At 63.1% G+C, this 19,816-nt stretch carries 1 protein-coding gene and 1 pseudogene; both read left to right on the forward strand.

All coding sequences use genetic code 11. The annotated features are described in order from the left end of the window. Positions 1–94: 94 nt before the first annotated feature. Positions 95–6,451, forward strand: a pseudogene (locus tag BK665_RS35535) (amino acid adenylation domain-containing protein); the annotation flags it as partial. 65 nt (positions 6,452–6,516) lie between these two features. Further along, positions 6,517–19,527, forward strand: a complete 13,011-nt coding sequence (locus BK665_RS18510) for a non-ribosomal peptide synthetase (RefSeq protein WP_259699626.1) — start codon at positions 6,517–6,519, stop codon at positions 19,525–19,527. Positions 19,528–19,816: the final 289 nt, after the last annotated feature.

A 19,816-nucleotide genomic window follows, 5' to 3' on the forward strand; every position in this document is an offset into this window, starting at 1 on the left:
CAGCCAACCGACCCTGGCCGCCCTCGCTGCAGCCGTCGGCAGTGGCAAAGAGATCAACGTCCCGGCCAACCTGATCCCGCACGACTGCGAACACATCACCCCAAGCCTGCTGCCATTGGCCACGCTGACCCAGCACGCCATCGATCGCATCATCGCCACCGTCCCCGGCGGCGCCCGCAATGTGCAAGACATCTACCCCCTGGCGCCGCTTCAGGAGGGCATCCTCTACCACCACCTCGCCGCCGAACAGGGCGACCCGTACGTGCTGCAAAGCCAGTTTGCCTTTGACAGCCGCGAACACCTCGACGCCTTTACCCAGGCACTGCAAGTCGTGGTCGATCGCCATGACATCCTGCGCACCTCCATGGCTTGGGAAGGGCTTGAAGAACCGGTGCAAGTGGTCTGGCGCCACGCGCAACTGAATGTGGAAGAAGTGACGTTCACCGCCACCGAAGGCGATATCGCCGATCAGTTGCGCGAGCGTTTCGACTCCCGCCACCATCGCCTCGACCTCCACCAGGCGCCGTTGATGTGCATCCGTTTTGCCCAGGACGCGCTCAATCAGCGCTGGGTCGCGACGCTGCTGTTCCACCACATGGCCCTCGACCACACAGCGCTGGAAGTGGTACGCCACGAAATGCAGGCGCACCTGCTCGGCCAGGCCGCAGAGTTGGGCGCGGCAGTGCCGTATCGCAACTACGTGGCCCAGGCCCGTTTGGGTGTGAGCCAGCAGCAACACGAAACCTTCTTCCGCGACATGCTCGGGGATATCGACGAACCGACCCTGCCGTTTGGCTTGGCCCAGGTCCAGGGTGACGGGCGCGGTATTCAAGAAGTGACCGAAGCGGTTGACCCGGCCCTGAGCTTGCGTCTGCGCGCCCAGGCCCGGCGCCTCGGCGTCGGCGCCGCGAGCCTGGTGCATCTGGCCTGGGCTCAGGTCCTGAGCATGGCTTCGGGCCAACCCAACGTGGTGTTCGGCACCGTGCTGATGGGCCGGATGCAGGGCGGCGAAGGGGCCGATCGAGCCTTGGGCATGTTCATCAACACCTTGCCGATCCGCGTGCAGATCGATGCGCAAAATGTCCGCGCCGCCGTCTCCGCCACCCACGCACGGCTCACCGGGTTGTTGGGGCATGAACACGCCTCCCTGGCCCTGGCCCAACGTTGCAGTGGAGTGGCCTCGCCGGCGCCGCTGTTCAGTGCACTGTTGAACTACCGCCACAGCGCCGTGCAGGTCACCGATGAATTGCTGTCGGCCTGGAGCGGCATGCACCTGTTGGCCAGCGAAGAACGCACCAACTATCCGTTGACCCTGAACGTCGATGACCTGGGCCAGGGCTTCAGCCTGACGGCGCAGGTCGAGGCGCAGATTGGCGCGCAACGCATCTGCGGCTATATGCAGGTAGCGCTGGAAAGCCTGGTGAACGCGCTGGAACACGCGCCGCACAACGCAATGCGCGACTTGACGGTGTTGCCACTGGCAGAACGTCAACAATTGCTCGACACCTGGAATGCGCCGACCGGCGTTTACGCCCATGACCGCACCGTCCATGGCCTGTTCGAAGCGCAAGCGAATGCTCAGCCGCAAGCCGTGGCGGTGGTGTTCGAGGATCAATCCCTGACCTACGGCGAGCTCAACGCCCGGGCCAATCAGGTTGCCCATCGCCTGCTGTTGCTGGGCATTCGCCCGGATGACCGCGTGGCGATTTGCGTCGAACGCGGTTTGGAAATGATCGTCGGCCTGCTCGGCATCCTGAAATCCGGCGCCGGTTACGTGCCGCTGGACCCGGCGTATCCCGCCGAGCGCATCGCCTACATGCTGGAAGACAGCACCCCCGTGGCGATCCTGGTCCATGCCGCCACCCGCGAGTTGCTGGCCGAAGAATCGGTGCGGGTGATCGACCTCGATTGCGCCTCGCTGCACAGCCAATCGACGGTCAACCCGCAGGTGCCTGAGCTGACCTCGGCGCACCTGGCCTACGTGATCTACACCTCGGGCTCCACCGGCCTGCCGAAGGGGGTGATGGTCGAGCACCGCAACGTTGCCCGGCTGTTTTCCGCAACCAAGGCGTGGTTCGACTTCGGCCCGCAAGATGTCTGGGCTTTATTCCATTCCTTCGCTTTCGACTTCTCGGTCTGGGAAATCTGGGGCGCGTTGTCCCACGGCGGGCGCTTGCTGGTGGTGCCGCAAGCAGTCAGCCGTTCGCCGGACGACTGTTATGCCTTGCTCTGCGAGGCCGGGGTCACGGTGTTGAACCAGACGCCGAGTGCCTTCCGTCAACTGATCGCCGCCCAAGGCGAAAGCACAAGAGCCCACAGCATCCGCCAGGTGATTTTCGGCGGTGAAGCGCTGGAGCCGGGCATGCTCAAACCGTGGTATGCCCGCGCCCTCAATGACCAGACGCAACTGGTCAACATGTACGGCATCACCGAAACCACGGTGCACGTGACCTATCGCGCACTGACTTCAGCCGACGCCGAGCGGCCAGGCGTCAGCCCGATTGGCGGGCGCATTCCCGATTTGCAGCTGTACATCCTCAACCCGCAGCGCGAGCCCGTCCCCGTGGGTGTGATTGGCGAAATGTACGTCGGCGGCGCGGGTGTGGCGCGGGGCTACTTGAACCGCGAGCAACTGAGCGCCGAACGCTTCCTCAGCCATCCGTTCAGCCGCGAGCCAAACGCGCGGATGTACCGCACCGGCGACCTCGGCCGCTGGCTGGCGGACGGTAGCGTCGAATACCTGGGGCGCAACGACGAACAGGTGAAGATTCGTGGTTTCCGCATTGAATTGGGCGAGATCCAGGCGACCTTGGCCACCTGCGACGGTATCAGCGAAGCGCTGGTCATCGCCCGGGAAGATGCGCCGGGGGACAAGCGTCTGGTGGCGTATGTCATTGCGCAGGAAGGCGTGCAACTCAGCGTCAGCCAACTGCGCTCGCAACTGCTGTTCTCCCTGGCTGATTACATGGTGCCAAGCGCCTTCGTCACCCTGGCCGCGTTCCCGTTGACCGCCAACGGCAAGCTCGATCGCAAGGCATTGCCCGCACCTGATCAGTCTGCCGTGGCGTCGCAGCAGTACGTCGCACCGCAAGGCGCGGTGGAAACAACCCTGGCGACGATCTGGCAAGAACTGCTGGACCTCGAACAGATTGGCCGTCACGACAACTTCTTCGAACTGGGCGGCCATTCGCTGCTGGCGGTGAAGCTGATCGAGCGCATGCGGCATGCCGGTTTGAGCGCCGATGTCCGCGTGCTGTTCGGCCAACCGACCCTGGCGGCCCTGGCTGCTGCGGTGGGCGGCTACACAGAAGTGATCGTGCCGCTGAATCGGATCGCGCCGGATTGCCAACGGATCACCCCGGACATGCTGCCCCTGGCCAACCTGGATCAACCGGCCATCGACCGTATCGTGTCCATGGTCCCCGGCGGCGTCAGCAATGTTCAGGACATCTACCCGCTGGCGCCATTGCAGGAGGGGATCCTGTATCACCACCTCGCGGCGACCCAGGGCGATCCGTACCTGCAATATGTGATGTTCGGCTTCGACAGTTTCGAACGCTTGATCAGTTTCAGCCACGCCTTGCAAGCCGTGGTCGCCCGGCATGACATTCTGCGCACGGGCGTGCTGTGGGAAGGCCTGGCCGAACCGGTGCAAGTGGTCTGGCGTGAGGCGCGGCTGGTTGTCGAAGGGGTTTCGCTGGAACCGTCGGCCGGTGATATCGCCGAGCAACTGCATCAGCGTTTCGACCCAAGGCACTATCGCCTGGACATCCGCGAGGCACCGCTGATGCGCATCGCCTATGCCCAGGACACGCCGAATCAGCGCTGGGTCGGCATCCTGTTGTTCCATCATTTGGTGGACGACGCGACGTCACTCGCCGTGCTGGCCTCGGAAATCGAGGCGCATATGCACGGCCAGGAACAGGGCTTGCCGGCCTCTGTGCCATACCGCAATTACGTGGCCCAGGCCCGCTTAGGCGTGAGCCGCGAGGCCCATGAAACCTTCTTCCGTGACATGCTCGGCGATGTCGACGAGCCGACACTGCCGTTCGGTTTGCAGGACGTGCAGGGCGATGGCAGCGGCATCGAGGAAGTGCGTCAGGACATCGACGCCGACCTCAGCCGCCGTTTACGTGTCCAGGCCCGCCAGCTCGGGGTGAGTGCGGCAAGTCTGTATCACCTGGTTTGGGCCCAGGTGCTGGCCAAAGTCTCGGGCAAGGATGACGTGGTGTTCGGCACCGTGCTGATCGGCCGGATGCAGGCCGGCGAGGGCGCTGACCGAGCGCTCGGGATGTTCATCAATACCTTGCCGTTGCGGGTAAAAGTGGGCGAGCAAGGCGTGCGTGCCGGGGTGAAAGCCACCCATGCGCGACTCAGTGCCTTGCTCGGCCATGAGCACGCTTCGCTGGTGCTGGCGCAACGTTGCAGCGGGGTGGAAGCACCGACGCCGCTGTTCAGTGCCTTGCTCAACTACCGCCACACCGGGGCCATGACGTCGACCGAAGCGCTGTCGGCCTGGAATGGCATCGACTTGCTCAGCGGTGAGGAACGCACCAACTACCCGTTGACCTTGTCGGTGGATGATCAGGGCGAGGCGTTCAGTTTCACCGTCATGACCCCGGCGCGGATCGGCGCGCAACGCATCTGCGGTTATGTGCAGCAGACGTTGCGCGGCTTGATCGGCATGCTTGAACAGACGCCGGAAGCGCCGCTGCATGGGTTGTCGATCCTGCCGGCCGCTGAGTCCGAGAAGCTATTGGTGACGTTCAACGCCACTGAAGCGTTGTATCCGGTTGACCAGACGGTTCATGGGTTGTTTGAGGCTCAGGTGGCGCGCACGCCGGATGCGCTGGCCGTGATACACGGCGCACAACAGTTGAGTTATCGCGAGCTGAACGAAAAAGCCAACCGCTTGGCCCATCACCTGCGTAAACAAGGGGTGCAGCCGGATTCGCGAGTGGCGATCTGTGTCGAGCGCAGTGCCGAGATGGTCGTCGGTTTGCTGGCCATCTTGAAGGCGGGCGGCGGTTACGTGCCGCTCGATCCGGCTTATCCTTTGGATCGGATCGCCTACATGCTGGAGGACAGCGCCCCGGCGGCGGTGTTGACCCAGGCCGGGACTCGCGGGCTGCTGTCCCATGTCCAGGTGCCGTTGATTGATCTGGATGACGCTTCGTGGTACAGCGAATCCGTCGCCAATCCATCGATTGAAGGGCTGACGTCAGCGCACCTGGCCTACGTGATCTACACCTCCGGCTCCACCGGATTGCCGAAAGGCGTGATGATCGAACACCGCAATACCGTGAACTTCCTCACCTGGGCCCATCGCTCATTTGACGAAGCCACACTGGCGAAAACCCTGTTCTCGACCTCGTTGAACTTCGACCTGGCGGTTTACGAATGCTTCGCGCCGCTGACCTCGGGCGGCAGCATTACCGTCGTGACCAACGTGCTGGAGCCGCAACACGACATCACACTGATCAACACCGTGCCCTCGGCGCTCAAGGCGCTGCTGGAATCGGGCGGGGTGAGCGACAGCGTGCACACGGTCAACGTCGCCGGTGAAGCGCTTAAACGCAGTCTGGTGGAAAGCCTGTTCGAACAGACCAGCGTCAAACGCCTGTGCAATCTCTACGGCCCGTCAGAAACCACGACTTACTCAAGCTGGGTCTCGATGGATCGCGAAGACGGTTTCGCCCCGCACATCGGCAAACCGGTCGCCAACACCCGGTTCTATTTGCTGGATGAACACCAGCAACCGGTGCCACTGGGCGTTCCGGGTGAAATCTACATCGGCGGCGCAGGCGTGGCGCGGGGTTACCTCAACCGCGACGACCTCACCGCCGAACGTTTCCTCAGCGATCCCTTCAGCAGCAACGGGCGGATGTACCGCACCGGCGACTTGGGCCGCTACCTGAACGACGGCAACATCGAATACCTGGGTCGCAACGACGACCAGGTGAAAATCCGTGGTTTCCGCATCGAGCTCGGCGAGATCGAAGCCAAACTCGCGCAACACGAAGCCGTCAAGGAAACCACCGTCCTCGCTCGCGAAGACGTGCCGGGCGAAAAACGCCTGGTCGCCTATTTCACCCTGCACTCAACGGATAACGCCGCAGACATCGAAGACCTGCGCGCTCATCTGCAAACCCAACTCCCGGCCTACATGGTGCCCGCCGCCTACGTGCGTCTCGATGCCTTGCCGCTGACCCCCAACGGCAAACTTGACCGCAAGGCGCTGCCGATCCCGGACCTGGCGTCGGTCATCACCCGTGGCTACGAAGCGCCCATCGGCGAAACCGAAATCACCCTGGCCCAACTCTGGGCGGAAGTCCTCAACGTGGAGCGCGTCGGCCGTCACGACCATTTCTTCGAACTGGGCGGGCATTCCCTGCTCGCCGTCAGCCTGATGGAGCGCATGCGCCAGGCCGGCATGGAAGCGGATGTCAGGACGTTGTTCGAGCAACCCACGCTCTCGGAATACGCGGCAACGACAGAAAAAATGGAGATTGTCCTGTGACTGTGATCGAACTGTTGGCCACGCTAAAAGAAAAAGACGTACAGCTCTCAGTCAAGGGCGACCAACTCGTCGTACGGGGCAGGAAACAATCACTGGGCGAGCCGGCGGTGCTGGCCTTGCTGCGCGAACACAAGGCAACCCTGATCGAACTGATCAAGGCCGGGCAATATGACGCCAGCAAGGCCGGCGACATCGACATTCCCGCCAATGCCATCCCGGCCGCAAGCACGCGGATCACCCCGCCAATGCTGCCGCTGGTGAGCCTGGATCAAGCGGCCATCGACCAGATCATCGCCACGGTGCCGGGCGGCGCCGCCAATGTGCAGGATATTTACCCGCTGGCGCCGTTGCAGGAGGGGATTCTCTATCACCACCTGACCGCGACCCAGGGCGATCCGTACGTTCTGCAAGCGCAGTTCACCCTCACCACCCGCGAACGCCTCGCGGATTTTGCCGACGCCTTGCAAAGCGTGATTGATCGCCACGACATCCTGCGCACCGCCATCGTCCGCGAAGGGCTGGAAGAGCCGGTGCAAGTGGTCTGGCGTCATGCTCGGCTGGGCTTGAAAGACATCAGCGCCGAGCTTGTCGACGGCGATGTGATGACGCAACTGCAAGCGCGTTTCGATCCCCGGCACCATCGCCTCGACGTGAGTCAGGCGCCGTTGCTGTTGCTGGTGTTTGCCGAAGACACGCTCAACCAGCGTTGGGTGGCGATGCTGCTGTTCCACCATATGGTCCTCGACCATGCGGCACTGGCCGTGGTGCAGCATGAAATGCAGGCGTATTTGTTGGGGCAGGGCGGGCAACTGCAAGCTGCGGTGCCGTATCGCAACTATGTGGCCCGGACCCGGCAGGTCAGCCAGCGCAAGGCTGACGAAGCGTTTTTCAGCCAGATGCTCGGCGATGTCGATGAACCGACCTTGCCCTTCGGCCAGCAGGATGTGCTGGGCGACGGCAGCGCTGTCGAAGAAAGTCACCGTCAGTTGCCGCCGGAACTGAGCCGCCGCTTGCGGGCACAAGCCCGGCAGATGGGGGTCAGCGCCGCGAGTGTTATCCACCTCGCCTGGGCCCAGGTGTTGGGTTGCGTGTCGGGCCGCGACGATGTGGTGTTCGGCACGGTAATGCTGGGGCGCATGCAGGCTTCGGAAAACATGAGCCGGGCGTTGGGCATGTTCATCAACACCTTGCCGCTGCGGGTCGGCGTGGGTGCGCAAAGTGTGCGCGACGGGGTGAAAGCCACCCATGGGCGGCTCAGCACCTTGCTCAGTCATGAATACGCCTCCCTGGCGCTGGCCCAGCGTTGCAGCGGCGTGGCGGCACCGACGCCGCTGTTCAGCGCATTGTTGAATTACCGCCACAGCACCAGCGCGACCCAGGCGATGTCGGCCGAAGCCAGCCAGGCCTGGAGCGGCATCGAGACCCTGAGCGCCGGGGAGCGGACCAACTATCCGCTGATTATCTCGGTGGACGATTTTTCCGATGACTTCGCCTTGAGCGTGCAGGCCAGCGTGATGATCGGCGCGCAACGTGTGTGCGACTACATGCAAACCGCCGTGGAGGGCCTGGTCACTGCGCTGGAAAGTGCGCCGGAATCGCCGCTCAACAGCCTGGCGATCCTGCCGGCTGCCGAGCGCGAACAGGTGTTGCAGACCTTCAACAGCACCGACCGCGCGTATCCCCGGGAACAGACCGTCCACGCCTTGTTTGAAGCGCAAGTCGCGGCTCGGCCGCACGCGCCCGCCGCTGTGGAGGCCGGGCAAACCCTGAGCTATGGCGAACTGAACGCTAAAGCCGAACACTTGGCCGCGCATCTGCTGGGGCTGGGGGTGAAACCGGGCGAAGCAGTGGCGATCCTGCTGCCACGCTCGCTGGATTTGCTGGTCAGTCAATTGGCGATCCTCAAATGCGCTGCCGTGTATGTACCGCTGGACGTCAACGCGCCCATCGAGCGCCAGCAGTTCATGCTGCAAGACAGCGGCGCCGTGCTGGCCTTGACCCGCCGTGACGAGGTGTTGGCCGAAGGCGTGCGCAGGGTTGATCTGGATCTTATGGATTTCGCTAACCAGCCTGTTCGTAGTGAGCAGCGCTCACCATCGAGCGAAACCCCGGCCTACATCATGTACACCTCGGGCTCCACCGGCACTCCGAAAGGCGTGCTGGTGCCGCACCGCGCGATCAGCCGTTTGGTGATCAACAACGGGTATGCCGATTTCACCCCGGCGGATCGCGTGGCCTACGCCTCCAATCCGGCCTTCGACGCCAGCACCCTCGAAGTCTGGGCACCGTTGCTCAATGGCGGTTGCGTGGTGGTGGTCGAGCAGGATGTGTTGCTGTCCCAGGCCCGTTTGCGCGAATGGTTGCTGGCGCAATCGGTCAGCGTGTTGTGGATGACGGCGGGGCTGTTTCATCAATATGCCGATGGCTTGATGGCGGTGTTCGGGCAGTTGCGTTACCTGATCGTGGGGGGCGATGTGCTCGACCCGGCGGTGATCGGTCGCGTCTTGAAAGAAGGCGCGCCGCAGCATCTGCTCAATGGCTACGGCCCGACCGAAGCGACGACCTTCTCGACCACGTTTGAGATCACGTCAGTTGGCGCGGGCAGCATTCCGATTGGCCGGCCGATTGGTAATACGCGGGTCTACGTGCTCGACGCGCAATTGCGCGCCGTGCCGCTGGGCGTGGCCGGTGAGTTGTTTATCGGCGGCGCGGGTGTTGCCAACGGCTACCTGAATCGGCCTGAACTGACCGCTGAAAAATTCATTGTCGACCCCTTCAACGGTCAATCGATGTACCGCACGGGCGATCTGGGGCGCCACTTGCCCGATGGCACCATCGAATACCTGGGCCGCAACGACGACCAGGTGAAAATCCGTGGCTACCGCATCGAACTGGGGGAAATCGAAGCCCGACTGTCCCAGCACGCAAACGTGAAAGACGCCGTGGTCCTGGTTCGCGAAGACGTGCCGGGGGAGAAACGTCTGGTGGCGTACTTCACCGCCGATGACGCGGTGGATCTGGAAAACCTGCGCGCTCATCTGCAAGCGCGGCTGCCGGACTACATGGTGCCGGCCGCTTACGTGCGCCTCGACAGCTTGCCCCTGACCGCCAACGGCAAGCTCGATCGCAAATCCCTGCCGGCGCCGGATCAAGCGTCGATCATTACCCGTGGCTACGAAGCGGCCATCGGCGACACCGAAATCACTTTGGCCCGGCTCTGGTCGCAAGTGCTTAACGTGGAGCAGGTCGGTCGTCACGATCACTTCTTCGAACTGGGCGGGCATTCGCTGTTGGCGGTCAACCTGATCGAGCAGATGCGCCAGGTTGGCCTCAGCGCTGACGTGCGCGTGCTGTTTGGCCAACCCACCCTGGCGGCTTTGGCGGCCGCAGTGGGCGGTGGCAATGAAATCGTAGTGCCGGCCAATGGCATCACCGCGGACTGTTTACGTATCACCCCGGCGATGCTGCCGCTGGCCAGCCTGGATCAGGACGCCATCGACCGCATCGTCGCCACGGTCCCGGGCGGCACCGCCAATGTGCAGGACATCTACCCGCTGGCGCCGTTGCAGGAAGGCATTCTCTATCACCATATTTCTGCCGGGCAGGGCGATCCTTACGTCCTGCAATCGCTGTTCGCCTTCGACAGCGAACCGCGTCTTCAGGCGTTCGCCCAAGCCTTGCAGGGCGTGATCAACCGCCACGATATCTTGCGCACCGCCGTACTCTGGGAAGGCCTGGAACAACCGGTGCAAGTGGTCTGGCGCCAGGCCCGGCTCGATGTCGAGCATGTGGCGTGGAACCCGGATGACGGCGATGTCGTCACCCAGCTCCACGGGCGTTTCGACTCCCGCCATCACCGCCTCGACATCCGCCAGGCGCCGCTGCTGTGCCTGCGGGTGGCCGAGGACCCGGCCAACCAGCGCTGGGTGGCGATGCTGTTGTTCCACCACATCGCCCTCGATCACACTGCGCTGGAAGTGGTGCAGCATGAAATGCAGGCGCATTTGCTGGGGCAGCAAGGCGGATTGGCCGAGGCCATGCCGTACCGCAACTACGTGGCCCAGGCGCGTTTGGGGGTCAGCCAGGCACAACACGAAGCGTTTTTCCGCGACATGCTCGGCGATATCGACGAGCCGACCCTGCCATTCGGTTTGCAGCACGTGCAGGGCGACGGCAGCGGCATCGAGGAAGCCAAGCTTGCAGTCAACCCCGAGCTGAGCCGACGCCTGCGGGCTCAAGCGCGGCAGATCGGCGTCAGTGCGGCCAGTCTTCATCACTTGGCCTGGGGCCAGGTCATCGGGCGTTTGTCCGGGCGTGAAGACGTGGTGTTCGGCACCGTGCTGATGGGGCGGATGCAGGGCGGCGACGGTGCGGACCGGGCGCTGGGCATGTTCATCAACACCTTGCCGCTGCGGGTCAGCCTGGACGAGCAGGGCGTACGCGCCGGGGTCAAGGCGACGCACTCGCGGCTGACCGCGTTGCTTGGTCACGAGCACGCGTCCCTGGCATTGGCGCAACGTTGCAGCCGCGTGGCGGCACCGGCGCCGCTGTTCAGTGCGTTGCTCAATTACCGCCACAGCGCGGTTGCCGCGGTGTCCGCCGAAGCGACAACGGCGTGGCAGGGCATGCAGAACCTGGGCGCCGAAGAACGGACCAATTATCCGTTGACCCTGTCGGTGGATGATTTGGGCGAAGGTTTCCTGTTGAGCGCGCTGGTGCAGAAAGGCATCGGCGCCGGGCGTATCTGCGCCTACATGCACACGGCCATCGAGCACTTGGTGCAGGCACTGGAGCAAGCGCCGCAAACGCCACTTCGTCATCTGGAGATTTTGCCGCCGGCCGAGCGCAATCAACTGCTGGTGGATTTCAACGCCACCACCCGCGCCTATCCCCAGGACCAGACCGTGCTGGCGTTGTTCGAAGCGCAAGTAGCCCACACACCGGACGCGGTTGCGGCGGTGCATGGCGATGAAGTGTTGAGCTACGCCGCACTGAATCGACGGGCGAACCAACTGGCGCATTACCTGATCGGTGTGGGTGTGCAACCGGATGATCGCGTGGCGATCCTGCTGCCGCGCTCCCTCGATTTGCTGGCCAGCCAACTCGCGGCGCTCAAATGTGCGGCGGCCTATGTGCCGCTGGATCGTAATGCGTCCCTGGAACGCCAGCGCTTTATGCTGGAAGACAGCCAGGCCTCGGTGTTGTTGACGTTCAGCCAACAAGACGCGCCCGAAGGTGCACGCCGCATCGACCTGGATACGCTGGGTCTGGCCAACCAGGCCAGCCACGATCCGGCGTTGGCGCAATCCGCCGAAACCATCGCCTACATCATGTACACCTCCGGTTCCACCGGTCAGCCCAAGGGCGTGCTGGTGCCGCACCGGGCGATCAACCGTTTGGTGATCAACAACGGTTACGCCGATTTCAATGATCAGGATCGCATTGCCTTCGCCTCGAACCCCGCGTTCGACGCCAGCACCATGGACGTGTGGGGCGCGTTACTCAACGGTGGCCGAGTGATTGTGATCGACCATGAAACCCTGCTGGAGCCGTCATGCTTCGCCCAGGTGTTGACCGATTCCGGCGCGACGGTGCTGTTCGTCACCACGGCGATTTTCAACCAATACGTGCAACTGATCCCGCACGCCATCGGTGGCCTGCGCATCCTGCTGTGCGGTGGCGAACGGGCCGACGCGGCGTCCTTCCGCCGCTTGTTGAGCCTGGCGCCGAAGTTGCGTCTGGTGCACTGCTACGGCCCGACCGAAACCACCACCTACGCCACCACCTATGAAGTGAAAACCGTGGCGCCGGACGCCGAAAGCGTGCCGATTGGCGGGCCGATTTCCAACACGCAACTCTACCTGCTCGACGCCCGCCAGCAGCTCGCGCCGTTGGGCGTAGTCGGTGAAATCTACATCGGTGGTCGGGGTGTGGCGAAGGGTTACCTCAACCGTCTGGAACTGACCGCCCAGGCGTTTATCGCCGACCCGTTCAGCAATGAACCCGGCGCCTTGCTGTACCGCACCGGCGATCTGGGTCGCTGGTTGCCCGAGGGCCATCTGGAATGCCTGGGGCGTAATGATGATCAGGTGAAAATCCGTGGGTTCCGCATCGAACTCGGCGAGATCGAGGCCAAACTGGTCACCTGCGAAGGCGTGAAGGACACCGTGGTGTTGGTCCGGGCCGATGAGTCCGGTGAAAAACGCCTCGTGGCCTACGTGGTGGCCAAGCCGGATGCCACGCTGACGGTTGCTTCGTTGCGCGAGCAATTGTCCGCTGCCCTGGCCGAATACATGGTGCCGGGCGCGTTCGTGGTCCTGCCGGTGTTCCCCCTGACCCTCAACGGCAAGATCGATCGCAAGGCGCTGCCCGCGCCACAAGCCGACGCCTATGCCAGTCAGGCTTACGAGGCGCCGCAGGGTGAAATCGAACAAACCCTCGCGGGTTTGTGGGCGGATCTGTTGAAAGTGGAACAGGTCGGTCGTCGCGATAACTTCTTTGAACTGGGCGGTCATTCGCTGCTGGCCATGCGTTTGATCGAACGCATGCGTCAGGTCAATCTGGCCGTGGATGTGCGGGTGCTGTTCAGCCAACCGACCTTGCTGGCCCTGGCCGCCGCCGTGGGCGGGCACTCGGAAGTGGTCGTGCCGGCCAACGCCATCGTCGAAGGCTGCGAACGCATCACCCCGGCCATGCTGCCGCTGGCCGCGTTGAGCCAATCCGCCATTGACCGCATCGTTGCCACCGTGCCGGGAGGTGTCGCCAATGTGCAGGACATCTACCCGCTGGCGCCGTTGCAGGAAGGCATTTTGTATCACCACCTGACGGCGGAAAAAGGCGATCCCTACGTGCTGCAAACCCAGTTCGGGTTTGAAAGCCGCGAGCGGTTCGACGACTTCGCCCAAGCGCTGCAACAGGTGATCAACCGCCATGACATCCTCCGCACCTCGATGGTCTGGGACGGTTTGGTTGAGCCGATGCAGGTGGTTTGGCGCCAGGCCCAACTTATCTGCGAACAGTTTGAGCCGGACCTCGGCGATGTCGCCGCGCAGTTGCACGAACGCTTCGATGCCCGGCACTACCGCCTCGATGTGCGTCAGGCGCCGATGCTGCGCCTGGTGTTTGCCGAGGACGCGGCCAACCAGCGCTGGGTCGCGACGCTGCTGTTCCACCATATGGCGCTGGACCATACGGCGCTGGAGACCCTGGAACAGGAGATGCAGGCGCATTTGCTCGGTGTGGCCGATCAGTTGGGGGACGCGGTGCCGTACCGCAACTACGTGGCCCAGGCGCGTCTGGGGGTCAGCCAGGGCGAACACGAAGCCTTTTTCCGCGAGATGCTTGGCGATATTGACGAACCGACGTTGCCGTTTGGCTTGTTGAATGTGCAGGGTGATGGCTCCGGGGTCGAGGAAGTGAAAGTGGCGGTGGCGGCGGGGTTGAGCCAACGCCTGCGCAGTCAGGCGCGACAGTTGGGCGTCAGCGCCGCCAGCGTGATGCATCTGGCCTGGGCTCAGGTGTTGGGGCAGGCCAGCGGTCGCGATGACGTGGTGTTCGGCACCGTACTGCTGGGGCGGATGCAGGGGGGCGAGGGAGCCGACCGTGCGCTCGGCATGTTCATCAACACCTTGCCGTTGCGAGTCAGCCTCGGCGGCCAGGGCGCGGGGGCGGCGGTGAAAGCCACCCATTTGCGCCTGACCGGGCTGCTGGGCCACGAACATGCGTCGTTGGCGCTGGCACAGCGTTGCAGTGGCGTGGCGGCGCCAACGCCGTTGTTCAGCGCGATGCTCAACTATCGTCATTGCGCCGTCGAAGTCACGGCGCAAATGGTTTCCGCGTGGCAGGGCATGGAGGCCCTGGGCGGGGAAGAGCGGACCAACTATCCGCTGTCCCTGGCCGTGGATGACGAGGGCGAAGGCTTTAGTCTGGTGGTGCAAGCGGTGCTCGGGATCGACGCGCAACGGGTCGCCGGGTACATGCAATTGGCCCTTGAAAGCCTGGTGGCGGCGCTGGAAAACGCGCCACAAACGCCGCTGTACGACCTCGACAGTCTGCCGGTGGATGAACGCCGGCAATTGCTCGACACCTGGAACGCCACTGCGGCGGCTTACCCGCAAGACCAGACGCTGCCGCAGTTGTTCCAGGCCCGGGTCGAGGCGTCCCCGGATGCAGTTGCCATAGTGTTTGGCGATCAATCGTTGAGCTACGCCGAACTGAACAGCCGCGCCAATCAGGTCGCCCATCATCTGCTGGCCCTTGGCGTCCGGCCGGATGATCGCGTGGCCCTGTGCGTCGAACGTGGCCTGGGCATGTTGGTTGGCCTGCTGGGCATCTTGAAGTCGGGCGCGGCGTATGTGCCGCTGGACCCGGCGTATCCCCTCGATCGCCTGACCTACATGCTCGAAGACAGCGCCCCCGTGGCGTTGCTGGTCCACGCCGCCACCCATGACCTGCTGGCCGAAGCGTCGATGCCGGTATTCGACCTCGACAGCGAAGCCTGGCAGGAGCTGTCCACCGCCAATCCTCCGGTGTCGAGTGCCCAAGCGACGGACCTGGCCTATGTGATCTACACCTCGGGCTCGACCGGCAAGCCGAAAGGCGTGATGGTCGAGCATCGCAGCGTGGTCAATCTGTTGTGCGCCATGCGGGACACCGTCGGCGTTGATAGCGCTGATCGTGTATTGGCGCTGACGACCCTGGGCTTCGATATTGCCGGTCTGGAGCTGTTCCTGCCGCTGGTTTGCGGGGCACGAATTGTCCTGGTTTCCCGGGATCAGGCCCGCGATGGCCGGTTGTTGGCCGAGGTGATTGCCAGCAGCGGCGCAACCATCGCCCAGGCAACCCCGGCGACTTGGCGCATGTTGCTGGAATCGGGTTGGCAGGGGGATGCTTCGCTGACCGTACTGTGTGGCGGTGAAGCATTGCCGGCGGACCTCGCGGTGCGCGTGGCGGGGCAGGTCAAGCGCCTGTTCAACGTGTACGGGCCGACCGAAACCACTATCTGGTCCTCAGCCCTACAGGTTCAGGACACGTGCGGCGGCCAGGTCAGCATCGGCCGGCCGATCGCCAATACGCAGATTTATCTGCTCGACACCCACGGCAAACCCGTGCCGATCGGTGTGTCGGGCGAGCTCTATATCGGCGGTGCCGGCGTGGCGCGTGGCTACATGAATCGTGCGGATTTGACGCAGGAGCGATTCCTCGACAATCCATTCAGCCATGGCCGGATGTACCGAACAGGCGACATCGCCCGCTATCTGCCCGACGGCACGCTTGAATACCTGGGGCGCAATGACGGTCAGGTGAAAATCCGTGGTTTGCGCATTGAACTGGGTGAAATCGAAGTCGTATTGGCTGCCTGCCAAGGGGTGACGGAGGCGGTGGTAATCGTTCGCGAAGACCGTCCCGGCGAGCAACGCCTGGTGGCCTACTACAAAGCGCAAACGGCGCCATCGGTGGACGTGCTGCGAGCCTTGATGCTCGCGCAACTGCCCGAATACATGGTGCCGGTGGCCTACGTGCTGCTCGATGACATGCCGCAGACCCCCAATGGCAAACTCGATCGCAAGGCGCTGCCAGCGCCGGATGCCGGGGCGCTTAATGCCTATGGCTACGAAGCGCCGCAGCAAGCGGTTGAGTCGGAGCTGGCGCAAATCTGGCAAGACTTGTTGGGCCTGGATCGAGTCGGTCGGCATGACCGGTTCTTTGAGCTGGGCGGTCATTCACTGTTGGCGATGCGGTTGATTTCCCAGGTGCGTTTGCGTCTGGGTGTGGAACTGGCGTTGAGCGAGTTGTTCAGCCATTCGCAGTTGAGCGAACTGGCGCAAGCCGTGTCATCAGCGGGACGCAGCAACTTGCCAGAGATTGTGGCGGTGAGCCGTGATGAACCGTTGCCGCTGTCGTTCGCGCAACAACGGCTGCTGTTTCTGACGCGCATCGAAGGCGCCAGTGCGGCCTATCACCTGCCGGCGGGCCTGCGCTTGAGCGGCGATCTGGATCGCCACGCATTGCAACGTGCATTGGACCGGATCGTCGCCCGGCATGAGGCGTTGCGGACTAGCTTCACGTCGTCGGCCACTCAGTTGATCGCCGCCAGTGACACAGGTTTTGCCATGCGGCTTGTCGACCTGTGCGGCCATGCCGAGGCGCAAAGTGAGCTGCAAACACTGGCTGCGCAGGAAGCCACGCAAGCCTTCGATCTTGAGCACGGGCCGCTGATTCGCGGTCAGTTGATCCGCCTGGGCGAGCGCGAACACGTGCTGCTGGTGACGATGCATCACATCGTTTCGGACGGCTGGTCCATCGGCGTGCTGACCCGGGAACTGGTCGCGCTCTATGAAGCGTTCCGCAACGGGAAGGACGATCCTTTGCCGCCACTGCCGGTGCAATACGCGGACTATGCCGTGTGGCAACGCCGCTGGTTGAGCGGTGAAGTGATGACCACCCAGGGCGATTATTGGAAGGCCGCGCTGGCGGATGCCCCGGCAGTGTTGATGCTGCCCCATGATCGGCCACGACCGGCGCAACAGAACCATGCAGGCGCCGCAATACCGGTGGTGTTCGATGCGGACCTGACGGCGGACCTCAAGGCGTTGAGCCAACGCCACGGCACCACGTTGTATATGACGGTGCTGACCGGTTGGGCCGCTGTGCTCGGGCGGTTGTCGGGGCAAGAGACCGTGGTGATCGGCACGCCGGTGGCCAATCGTCTGCGCTCGGAAGTCGAGGGGCTGATCGGTTTCTTCGTCAACACCCTGGCCTTGCCGGTGGATGTCTCGGGCGAGCCGAGCATTGAAGCGCTGCTGCAACGGGTCAAGGCCCAGACCTTGAGTGCCCAGGCCCATCAGGACCTGCCGTTCGAACAGGTGGTGGAACTGGTCAAACCGGTGCGCAGCCTGTCCCACAGTGCGGTGTTCCAGGCCATGTTGTCGTGGCAGAACACCGAAAGCGTGGAGCTTGCTTTAGGCGATTTGAAGCTGGAAGGGCTGGGGGCTGCGGGGCGGACGGCGAAGTTCGATGTGTCCCTGGACCTGGGGGAAATCGATGGACGAATTCAGGGGGCGCTGGAATATGCAACGGCGCTGTTTGATTCGACGACGATGCAGCGTTACCTCGGTTACCTGGAGCGGATGCTGCGGGCGATGGTGGCGGATGTTCGTGCAGCGGTGAGTTGTGTGCCGTTGCAGGACGCTCTGGAGCAGCGGATGTTGGCCGGGTTTAATGCGACTGAGGCTGAGTATCCGCTGGATGGGACTGTTCATGGGTTGTTTGAGGCTCAGGTGGAGCGCACGCCGGATGCAGTGGCGGTTATCTATGGCGAACAACGCCTGAGTTATCGCGAGTTGAATGAACGGGCGAACCGGTTGGCGCATTACCTGCGCGGGCGGGGTGTTCGGGCGGATTCGCGGGTGGCGATTTGTGTTGAACGAAACGCCGATATGGTCGTTGGGTTGCTGGCGATTTTGAAGGCTGGCGGGGGGTATGTGCCGCTCGATCCTGCATATCCGCTGGATCGGATTGCCTACATGCTGGATGACAGCGCGCCGGCGGTGGTGTTGGCGCAGGCCGCGACATTGGGGTTGTTGGCCGACGCTGCGATGCCGGTCATCAATCTGGATAGCAGCATTTGGCAGGACGAATCCGTCTCCAATCCATCGATTGAAGGCCTGACCTCGGCGCATCTGGCCTACGTGATCTACACCTCCGGTTCCACCGGGTTGCCGAAAGGCGTGATGATCGAACACCGCAACACGGTGAACTTCCTGACCTGGGCTAACCGTTCGTTCGATAACGCCACGTTGGCGAAAACCCTGTTCTCTACGTCGTTGAACTTCGACTTGGCAGTCTACGAATGCTTCGCGCCGCTGACCTCCGGCGGCAGCATTACGGTCGTTAAGAATGTGCTGGAACCGCAAGACGACATCACCCTGATCAACACCGTACCGTCAGCGCTCAAAGCGTTGCTGGAATCCGGCGGCCTCAGCAAAACCGTGCACACGGTCAACGTGGCCGGTGAGGCGCTGAAGCGCAGCCTCGTAGAAAACCTGTTCGAACAAAGCAGTGTTCAGCGTTTGTGTAACCTCTACGGCCCATCCGAAACCACCACCTACTCAAGCTGGGTGTCGATGGATAGAGAAGACGGTTTCGCCGCCCACATCGGCAAACCCGTCGCCAACACCCAGTTCTATTTGCTCGACGAACATCAGCAACCGGTGCCTCTGGGCGTGCCGGGTGAAATCTACATCGGCGGCGCAGGCGTGGCGCGTGGCTACCTGAACCGCGACGACCTCACCGCCGAACGCTTCCTCAGCGATCCCTTCAACACAACCGGCCGCATGTACCGCACCGGCGACCTGGGCCGCTACCTCAACGACGGCAACATCGAATACCTGGGCCGCAACGACGATCAAGTGAAAATCCGCGGTTTCCGCATCGAACTCGGCGAGATTGAAGCCAAACTCGCCCAACACGAAGACATCCAGGAAACCGTCATCCTCGCTCGTGAAGATGTGCCCGGCGAAAAACGTCTGGTCGCTTACTACACCTCGGCAGAAACGCCAACCACAGGCGCTTTGCGCTCACACCTGCAAGCACTCCTGCCGGAATACATGGTGCCCGCCGCCTACGTGCGCCTGGAAAAATTGCCGCTGACCCCCAACGGCAAACTCGACCGCAAGGCCCTGCCAGTGCCTGACAGCAGCGCCTATTCCACCCGTCACTATGAAGCTCCGGTGGGCGATATCGAGACGAAACTGGCGGTGCTGTGGGCCGAGTTGTTGAAGGTCGAACGGGTGGGGCGTCATGACCACTTCTTCGAACTGGGCGGGCACTCGCTGATGGCGGTCAGCCTGATCGAACGCATGCGCAAGGACGACATGGAGGCCGATGTCCGCGTGCTGTTTGGTCAACCGACATTGGCCTTGGTGGCCGCCGCTGTAGGCCGGGTGCAACGGGTCGAAGTGCCCCTGACGAAAATCCCCGCGCTGACGCGCAAACGCCGCATCTGATCCCTGCGCACACTCAATCCGATGGGGCTGTCCCATCGGATTGCCCCCGACCCTGCGAATCCGCCGCGATCCACCACAGGGCTTGTCCCTGCTTCCCATGACAGACATTCGGCCTCGAATGTTCTAATTTTTTCGACCAGTAAAGGGCGTTATTGCTGCGGCAGACAACTGCCGACCAGCGCTGGTTTTTTGCCCCGACTTTCATTCAAAGCCCTGACCCATGCGCCGCCCTCGGCCCCTGAAGCGCTGCCGATTCCCGCGTTCAGGCGCCACGCCGTATCTGAAAAGC

It is taken from the genome of Pseudomonas frederiksbergensis (genome assembly GCF_003732665.1).
GTDB lineage: Bacteria > Pseudomonadota > Gammaproteobacteria > Pseudomonadales > Pseudomonadaceae > Aquipseudomonas > Aquipseudomonas frederiksbergensis_G.